This is a genomic window from Roseomonas rosulenta (genome assembly GCF_016106005.1).
GTDB lineage: Bacteria > Pseudomonadota > Alphaproteobacteria > Acetobacterales > Acetobacteraceae > Neoroseomonas > Neoroseomonas rosulenta.
The window spans coordinates 1-5713 of the sequence record NZ_JACADR010000280.1; the positions used below are offsets into that span (position 1 = coordinate 1).

A 5713-nucleotide genomic window follows, 5' to 3' on the forward strand; every position below is an offset into this window, starting at 1 on the left:
TGCAACGCGGCGCGGGCCGCCGGCGCCAGGCCCGCCAGCGTGCCCCAGCGCAGCGGCAGCCGCGCCAGGGGGCCCCATGCCAGCGGGACGGTCCGGAACGGAAGGCCGAGCCGCTCGGCAATGCCCAGCGCCTGGGCCGCCGTGCCGGCGCGCGGGTCGGCCAGGACCCAGACACGCTCCGTCATGGACGGCGCCCGCCCCGCCGACTAGGACAGGTGCCGGACCGACCACCACCAGGACAGACCGCCATGACCGCGCTGCACGCCTCCGACTGGGACCGCGACGCCGCCCTGACCACCGCGCGCATCCTGCTCGAGATCAAGGCCGTCAATTTCCGGCCCGAGGAGCCCTATACCTTCACCAGCGGCTGGGCCTCGCCGGTGTATATCGATTGCCGCAAGATCATCTCCTTCCCGCGCGCGCGCAACCGCATCATGGAACTGGGCGTGGAGAAGATCGGCCGGCACGTGGGCTACGAATCGATCGACGTGGTGGTGGGCGGCGAGACGGCGGGGATTCCCTTCGGCGCCTGGATCGCCGACCGGATGATGGCGCCGATGGCCTACGTGCGGAAAAAGCCCAAGGGCTTCGGCCGCAACGCCCTGATCGAGGGCGAGGTGCCGGTCGGCCAGCGCACCCTGCTGGTCGAGGACCTGACCACCGACGGCGGATCGAAGATCCGCTTCGCCAATGCGCTGCGCGAGGCGGGTGCGGTCTGCGACCATACCTTCGTTGTGTTCTATTACGGCGTCTTCCCGGGGTCCTTCGAGAAGCTGAAGGAGATGGGGCTGAACCTGCACCACCTGTGCACCTGGTGGGACGTGCTCGAAGTGTGCCGGGAGCGGCCGTATTTCAGCGAGGGCGCGCTGAAGGAAGTGCGCAAGTTCCTCGAGGACCCGGTGGGCTGGTCGGTGGCGCATGGGGGCGCGGGCGAGGCGAAGGCGAAGGATGCGGCCGAATGAGGCTGCGCGCCGCCGCGCTGCTCCTGGCGCTGGCGGCGCCCGCCGCCGCCCAGCCGCGCGACAGTCTCACCATCGGCATCACGCAGTATCCGTCCACCTTCCACCCCAACATCGAGAACATGGCCGCGAAGTCCTACGTGCTGGGCTTCGCGCGCCGCCCGCTCACGGCCTATGGCGCCGATTGGCGGCTGACCTGCCTGTCATGTGAATCGCTGCCGTCGATCGAGAACGGCGGCGCCGAGCGCGAAACCACCCCGGACGGAAAGCCCGGCATCCGCGTCACCTACCGCCTGCGCGAAGGTCTGCGCTGGGGCGACGGCACGCCGGTCAGCGCCGAGGACCTCCGCTTCGCCTGGGAAGCCGGGCGCGACGCCGCGACCGGCTTCGGCCCCGCCGAATTCTACCGCAGCGCCTACGAGCTGATTGTCGCGGACCCGCGCACCGTCACGCTGCGCTTCGACCGCGTGACCTTCGAATACGCGTCCATGGGCGACTTCCAGCCGCTGCCCGCGCATATCGAGCGCGCGCGCTGGCAGGCCGACCCGCGCGCCTATCGCACCCGCACCGCCTACGACACCGAGACGACCAACCCCGCGCTCTGGAACGGGCCGTACCGCATCACGGCGGTGCAGACCGGCGCGTCGGTCACGCTGGACCGCAACCCGGCCTGGACCGGCGCCGCGCCGCAGTTCCGCCGCATCACCATCCGCACGGTCGAGAACACGCCGGCGTTGGAAGCGCAGTTGCTCGCGGGGCAGGTGGACATGATCGCGGGCGAGTTGGGCCTGCCGATCGAACAGGCCATCGCGCTGGAACGGCGCACCGGCAACCGCTTCCGCTTCCTGTATCAACCCGGCCTGATCTACGAGCACATGGATCTGCGCCACGATCATGTCGCGCTGTCCGACCGCCGCGTGCGCCAGGCGCTGCTGCTGGCGACCGACCGCGCGCAGATCACCGACCGGCTGTTCGGTGGCCGCCAGCCAGTGGCGCATACATCGGTGAATCCGCTCGACCCGATGCACGACCCGCAGGTGCGGCAATGGCCCTTCGACCTGGCGCGCGCCCGCGCGCTGCTGGACGAGGCCGGCTGGACGCCCGGCCCCGACGGCATCCGCCGCAACGCCGCCGGCGAGCGCCTGAGCCTGGAATTCATGACCACCGCCGGCAACCGCGCACGCGAACAGGTCCAGCAGGTGTTGCAGGGCATGTGGCGCGCCGCGGGTATCGAGGCGCGCATCCGCAACGAACCACCGCGCGTCTTCTTCGCCGAGACGCTCTCGCGCCGCCGCTTCCAGGGCCTCGCACTCTTCGCCTGGATCAGCGCGCCGGAATCCGTGCCGCGGTCGTCCCTGCACTCGGATGAAATCCCGCGCGAGGAACGCAACTGGTCCGGCCAGAACTACGGCGGCTTCCGCAATGCCGAGATGGATGTGCTGACCCACACCATCCCGGAACAGCTCGACGTCGCGCAGCGCCGCGAGATGTGGCGCCGCCTGCAGGCGATCTACGCCGAGGAACTGCCCGCCATCCCGCTGTGGTTCCGCTCGGACGCGCATGTCTGGCCGCAATGGCTTGATGGCGTGCGCCCGACCGGGCACCTGAACGCGTCGCCGCTCTGGGCGGAGGAATGGCGGGTGCGCTGATGCTCGACCACGTCTCCATCACGGTGTCCGACCTGGCGCGCGCGGCGCGCTTCTACGACGCGGTGATGGCGGCGCTCGGCGTGCCCTGCGTGTGGCGGGAACACGACGCGATCGGCTACGGCGCGCGCAACACCGCCGAGGATGACGGCCACACCTACCTGACGATCCGCGCGACCGCCGCGACGATCGGCGCCGACCGCCGCCACTGGTGTTTCCGCGCGCCGGACCGCGCGGCCGTGGATGCGTTCCACGCGGCAGGTGTCGCACATGGCGGCGCGGATGACGGCGCGCCGGGAACACGCCCGCACTACCACGAGCACTACTACGCCGCCTTCCTGCGCGACCCGGACGGCAACCGGGTCGAGGCGGTCTGCAACCGCGCCCCATGACCCGCATCCTCGCCACGCGCCTCGCGCAGATCGCGGCGACCCTCGCCATCCTCTCCTTCTGCGCCTTCGCCCTGATCGCGCTGATGCCCGGCGATCCGATCGAGGTCGCCATCGCCGGCGACCCGCGCCTGACCAGCGAGGACGCGGCGCGGATGCGCGCGCTGCACGGGCTCGATCATCCCTTCCACGACCGCTATCTCGCCTGGGCCGGCGGCCTGCTGCGGGGCGAGTTCGGCTATTCGCGGCTGTTCGCGCAGCCGGTCGCGGCGCTGCTCGGCCCGGCGCTGCTCTCCACGCTGGCGCTCGCGGGCTCCGCGCTGGCCTTCGCGCTCATACTCGGCGTGGCGCTGGGCGCGCTGGCGGCCTCGCGCCCGCGTGCCGCACCTGGCGTGGACGCGATCGCCGTCATGGGCCAGGCCATGCCGACCTTCTGGCTCGGCATCCTCCTGATCATCCTGTTTGCCGTCACACTCGGCTGGCTGCCGGCGGGTGGCATCGCGGAGCACGGGCTTGGACTGCATTACCTGGTGCTGCCGGTCGCAACACTGGCGATCGCGCATCTCGCCGCCTATGCGCGGCATTCCGCCGCGTCGTTCGAAGCCACGCTCACAGAACCCTGGATCCGCACCGCCCGCGCGCGCGGTGCCTCGGAATCGCGCGTGCTGGTCCGCCACGCCTTCCCCAATGCCGCGCTGCCGGTGCTCCAGATCGCGGCGCTGGATGCCGGCGCACTGGCCGGCGGCGCGCTGGTCACCGAGACCGTCTTCGCCCGGCCGGGCATGGGCAAGCTGCTGTACGACGCGGTAATGGGGAACGACACCAACCTGGCGCTGGTGGCGCTGCTGCTGGTGGCGCTGACCACCATGCTCGCGACGCTGGGCGCGGACCTCGCGCAGCGCGCGCTAGACCCGCGGCTGCGCGAGCGATGACGCGGCTGCACCTGGGCCTCGCGCTGCTCGGCATGCTGGCGCTCGGTGCCCTGGCGGCACCCTTCGTCGCCGATACGCTCGGCCATGATCCCTTCACGCCGGACCTGATGGCGCGCTTCGAACCGCCCTCGGCGCGGCATCCGCTAGGCACCGACGACCTCGGCCGCGACATCCTCACGCGCCTGCTCTACGGCGCGCGCGTCTCGCTCGCGGTCGGGCTTGCCGCCGCGCTCGCCGCGACACTCATCGGCACCACCGCCGGGCTGCTCGCCGCCTGGCGCGGCGGCGTCGCGGATGCGCTGGTGATGCGCTTCGCCGACTTCATGCTCGCCCTTCCGGCGCTGCCGCTGCTGGTGCTGCTGGCCGCGGCCGACCCCTCGCGCATCGGCCTGCCCGCGCGGGGCGAAGCCGCGGGCGACGTGCTGCGCATCGTCGTCATCCTGGCGGTCTTCGGCTGGGTCGGTGTGGCGCGCCTCGCGCGCGCCGCCGCACTCGCCACCTTCTCCCGCGACCATGTCCGCGCCGCGCGCGCGCTGGGGGCGACCGAAGCCCGCATCCTGCGCCGCCACGTGCTGCCTGCCCTGCTGCCGCCCATCGCCGTCGCGACCGCGCTCGCCGTCGCCGGCGCCATCCTGGCCGAGAGCACGCTCTCCTTCCTCGGCCTCGGCATCAGCCCGCCCGCGCCCTCCTGGGGCAACATGCTGGCCAATGCGCAGGACCTCGTGTTCAGCGCCCCCTGGGCCGCCGTCTGGCCCGGCCTCGCCATCATGGCGACGGTCGCCGGCTGCACCCTCGTCGCGGATGGTGTGCGCCGCCGCGGCCGCGCGGTATAGACTGCCCCCCGAGGTCGGGGGGGCGCCCCGGCCGGCTTGTGCCGCATCAAGGCACGCGGCCGGCCCGGGCGCAGACTGCTTCCGACAGCCGGGGCCAATGCCCCGGACCGCAGCCAGGGACCGCCGTAGAGACCATGCCCAACACGCCACTTGCCAAGTCGATGTTCGACCTGCTGTCCCACATCAACCTCCCCGCCGCCGAGGCGAAGCCGCCGGCCATCGACCCCTATGACCCGACCCGGCGCCTCGCGACCCGCGTCGAAGGCCCGCACGCGCTGCTCGATGGCCTGCTCGCCGAGGTCGAGGACGACCTGCTGCAGGGCCGCAACCAGGCCGCCGGCACGGCGCTCGGCCTGGCGGGCACGCGCATGAGCCTCGATGCCATGCGCGGCGCGCCGCAGCCGGCGCATGTCGAATGGCTGGCGGCGCATCTGCGCGCCGCGGCGCAGGAGCTGGGCGAGGGGCATACCGGCAAGGCGCTGAAGTCGGTGCGCCAGGCACGGATGGCGCTGCGCCACTGACACGCCGGCGCGGGCGGCGGGGCCGCCCGCTAGCGCTCCCGCATCAAACATGGCGAATCAGTCATTTACCGGTTAGGGCTCAGACAGGACAGGAAGCGTAGAAGTCCCACAGGAAACTGCGGGCCCCCGACCGAGTCGTCCTGCCTCAAGCTTCACCGAAAGGACCTCGTCGCCATGTTTCGCACCATCCTCGTCGCCGCGGGGCTGCTGCTCGCCCTTGGCAGCTTCAGCACGGCGGATGCCGCGCGCACCCGCAGCCGCGCCGCCACCGGCACCGAAGCCGCCGCGGGGGCCGCCGAGACGCCGCGCTCCGCCTCCACCACCCGCCAGAGCCGCAGGACCGAGGCGCAGCGCCAGCGCCGCAGTCGTGGCGAAGCGAGCAGCACCCGCCGCGCCCGCGGCGAGGCCAGCAGCACCCGCCAGCGCCGCGGCA

Annotated in this window: 7 protein-coding genes and 1 pseudogene; 7 read left to right on the plus strand and 1 reads right to left on the minus strand. The window is 72.4% G+C overall.

Annotation, left to right across the window (positions count from 1 at the left end; translation table 11 throughout):
* Nucleotides 1-185: pseudogene (locus HW578_RS22025) on the minus strand (mitochondrial fission ELM1 family protein); the annotation flags it as partial.
* 63 nt (nt 186-248) lie between these two features.
* Here HW578_RS22025 and HW578_RS22030 point away from each other — a divergent pair.
* The 7 genes from HW578_RS22030 to HW578_RS22060 all read left to right on the plus strand — a co-directional run.
* Nucleotides 249-962, plus strand: coding sequence for an orotate phosphoribosyltransferase (locus HW578_RS22030; protein WP_198372863.1), 714 nt, complete (start codon nt 249-251; stop codon nt 960-962).
* Nucleotides 959-2608, plus strand: a complete 1650-nt coding sequence (locus HW578_RS22035) for a peptide ABC transporter substrate-binding protein (protein WP_198372864.1) — start codon at nt 959-961, stop codon at nt 2606-2608. The genes HW578_RS22030 and HW578_RS22035 overlap by 4 nt, the downstream gene beginning before the upstream one ends.
* Nucleotides 2593-2997, plus strand: a complete 405-nt coding sequence (locus HW578_RS22040; RefSeq protein WP_232479194.1) for a VOC family protein — start codon at nt 2593-2595, stop codon at nt 2995-2997. The genes HW578_RS22035 and HW578_RS22040 overlap by 16 nt, the downstream gene beginning before the upstream one ends.
* Nucleotides 2994-3926 (plus strand): ABC transporter permease, encoded by a 933-nt coding sequence (locus tag HW578_RS22045; protein ID WP_198372865.1) that lies wholly within the window; start codon nt 2994-2996, stop codon nt 3924-3926. The genes HW578_RS22040 and HW578_RS22045 overlap by 4 nt, the downstream gene beginning before the upstream one ends.
* Nucleotides 3923-4759 carry an ABC transporter permease gene (locus tag HW578_RS22050; RefSeq protein WP_198372866.1) on the plus strand — a complete coding sequence of 279 codons (837 nt, stop codon included), beginning with the start codon at nt 3923-3925 and terminating at the stop codon, nt 4757-4759. The genes HW578_RS22045 and HW578_RS22050 overlap by 4 nt, the downstream gene beginning before the upstream one ends.
* A 134-nt stretch (nt 4760-4893) precedes the next feature.
* Nucleotides 4894-5280, plus strand: coding sequence for a hypothetical protein (locus tag HW578_RS22055; RefSeq protein ID WP_198372867.1), 387 nt, complete (start codon nt 4894-4896; stop codon nt 5278-5280).
* A gap of 174 nt (nt 5281-5454) precedes the next feature.
* Nucleotides 5455-5713: hypothetical protein (locus HW578_RS22060; protein WP_198372868.1), on the plus strand; the 259-nt coding region annotated here is incomplete at its 3' end.

What these genes read in the sequence shown, in the direction of transcription:
- HW578_RS22030 (WP_198372863.1), top strand. Translation starts at nt 249, where the DNA reads ATGACCGCGCTGCACGCCTCCGACTGGGACCGCGACGCCGCCCTGACC.
- HW578_RS22035 (WP_198372864.1), top strand. Translation starts at nt 959, where the DNA reads ATGAGGCTGCGCGCCGCCGCGCTGCTCCTGGCGCTGGCGGCGCCCGCC.
- HW578_RS22040 (WP_232479194.1), top strand. Translation starts at nt 2,593, where the DNA reads ATGGCGGGTGCGCTGATGCTCGACCACGTCTCCATCACGGTGTCCGAC.
- HW578_RS22045 (WP_198372865.1), top strand. Translation starts at nt 2,994, where the DNA reads ATGACCCGCATCCTCGCCACGCGCCTCGCGCAGATCGCGGCGACCCTC.
- HW578_RS22050 (WP_198372866.1), top strand. Translation starts at nt 3,923, where the DNA reads ATGACGCGGCTGCACCTGGGCCTCGCGCTGCTCGGCATGCTGGCGCTC.
- HW578_RS22055 (WP_198372867.1), top strand. Translation starts at nt 4,894, where the DNA reads ATGCCCAACACGCCACTTGCCAAGTCGATGTTCGACCTGCTGTCCCAC.